General features: G+C 70.8%; 3 protein-coding genes. All 3 read left to right on the top strand.

The features are described 5' to 3' along the window. Window positions 1-935: sensor histidine kinase (locus AVR91_RS26115; RefSeq protein ID WP_076857431.1), on the top strand; the 935-nt coding region annotated here is incomplete at its 5' end. 7 nt (window positions 936-942) lie between these two features. After that, complete coding sequence (locus AVR91_RS26110) at window positions 943-1,650, top strand: response regulator (RefSeq protein ID WP_085939730.1); 708 nt, start codon at window positions 943-945, stop codon at window positions 1,648-1,650. Then, on the top strand, window positions 1,651-1,890 hold a 240-nt coding region (locus AVR91_RS26105; protein WP_143254095.1), incomplete at its 3' end, for a DUF4345 family protein.

Raw genomic sequence — 1,890 nt, 5'->3', positions numbered from 1 at the left:
TCGCCATCCCGCTGGCGCTGGCGATGATCGGTGCTGCCGTCGTCTGGCGCGAGGCCGACGAGTCGCAGCGGCGGCGTTGGCGCATCAGTGCCAAGGGCGGGGTCGCCACGGCCTTCCTCGGTGGCGGGGGCTGGTCGGCGGCGATCCGCCTGGTCGCCGGTGTCGCGCTGGTGATGACCGGCATCGGCGTCGTCGTCCTGGAAAGCGGCAGCATCGACCAGGTCAAGTTCGCGCTGGTCGCCGTGATCGCGACGCTGTTCGGCGTCGCCGTGCTGACCGTCCCGTTCTGGCTGCGCCTGGTCCGCGACCTCTCCGACGAGCGCACCGCCCGTATCCGCACCGACGAACGCGCCGAGATCGCCGCGCATTTGCACGACTCGGTCCTCCAGACCCTCGCGCTGATCCAGAAACAGGCGGAATCGCCGCGCGAGGTCGCCAGGCTCGCGCGCGGTCAGGAACGCGAGCTGCGCGGCTGGCTGTACGGGCCGTCGGGGTACGGCAAGAGCAAGAAGACCGAGGAAGAGGCCGTCAGCGGTCAGCTGTCCGAAGTGCTCGCGGCCGCTTGCGGCGAGGTCGAGGACGCGTTCGCGATCTCGGTGCAGCAGGTCGTCGTGGGGGAGGCGACGCTGAACGAGCCGTTGACCGCGCTGGTCCAGGCGGCGCGCGAAGCGATCGTGAACGCCGCGAAGCACGCGGGCGTCGACGAAGTCAGCGTGTACGCCGAGGTCGAGCCGACAGCGGTCACGGTGTTCGTGCGCGACCGGGGCAAGGGGTTCGACCCCGACGTCGTGCCGAGCGACCGGCACGGTCTCGCCGATTCCATCCGGGGGCGGATGGAACGGCACGGCGGGAAGCTGAAACTGCGTACCGCACCGGGTGAAGGAACCGAGGTCCAGCTGGAGATGCCGGTCAAGGCGGGGAAGGGTGCGGCGTGAGGTCGCTATGCTCACGGGACAGGGCGAGCGAGGGAGCATCGTGACGGAGAACCAGCAGACGCGGGAGCCGGTCAAGGTCTTCCTCGTCGACGACCACGCGCTCTTCCGGGCGGGTGTGCGCACCGAACTGGACTCGATCACCGACGACGTCCGCGTGGTGGGTGAGGCGGGCTCGGTCGCCGAGGCGGTCGCGGGTATCGCCCGGACCAAACCGCAGGTCGTGCTGCTCGACGTGCACATGCCGGACGGCGGCGGCGCCGAGGTGCTGCGGCGGGTCCGGCCGGAACTGCCGGATGTCGTGTTCCTCGCGTTGTCGGTCTCCGACGCCGCGGAGGATGTGATCGCTGTGATCCGCGCGGGGGCGCGGGGGTACGTCACGAAGACGATCTCGTCGAAGGAGCTCGTGCGCGCCGTCGTGCGGGTCTCGGACGGGGACGCGGTGTTCTCGCCGCGGCTGGCCGGGTTCGTGCTCGACGCGTTCGCCGACCGGCCGGGTTCCGCGCCGATCAGCGACCCGGATCTCGACCTGCTGACCCCGCGGGAGCGCGACGTGCTGCGGCTGCTCGCGCGCGGGTACGCGTACAAGGAGATCGCGTCGGAGCTGTTCATCTCGGTGAAGACCGTCGAGACCCATGTGTCGAGCGTCCTGCGGAAGACGCAGCTCTCGAACCGGTACGAGCTTTCCCGCTGGGCTTCCGACCGGCGCCTCGTCTAGGTGGCGCCTGTTCTGCTCGGCCTGGTGGCCGTGTTCTTCCTGGGCATGGGACTGCTCGGGCTCGCCGCGCCGAAGCGGCTGATCCGGCCGTTCGGCATCTCGCTGGAGTCGGCGACGGCGCGGACCGAGGTGCGGGCCGTCTACGGCGGCTTCGGGGTGGCCGTCGCGGTGCTGCTCGGGTTCGCGGCTTTCGACGTCGGCGGGATACAGCGGGGCGTCGCGATCGCGGTGGCCGTCGCG

It is taken from the genome of Amycolatopsis keratiniphila subsp. keratiniphila, assembly GCF_001620365.2.
GTDB lineage: Bacteria > Actinomycetota > Actinomycetes > Mycobacteriales > Pseudonocardiaceae > Amycolatopsis > Amycolatopsis keratiniphila.
Note: the sequence above shows the minus strand (reverse complement) of the source record. Positions and strands in the feature narration are given on the sequence as shown.

Bases quoted from the DNA above. Each gene is read 5' to 3' on its own strand.
- AVR91_RS26110 (WP_085939730.1), top strand. From the start codon at position 943: ATGCTCACGGGACAGGGCGAGCGAGGGAGCATCGTGACGGAGAACCAG.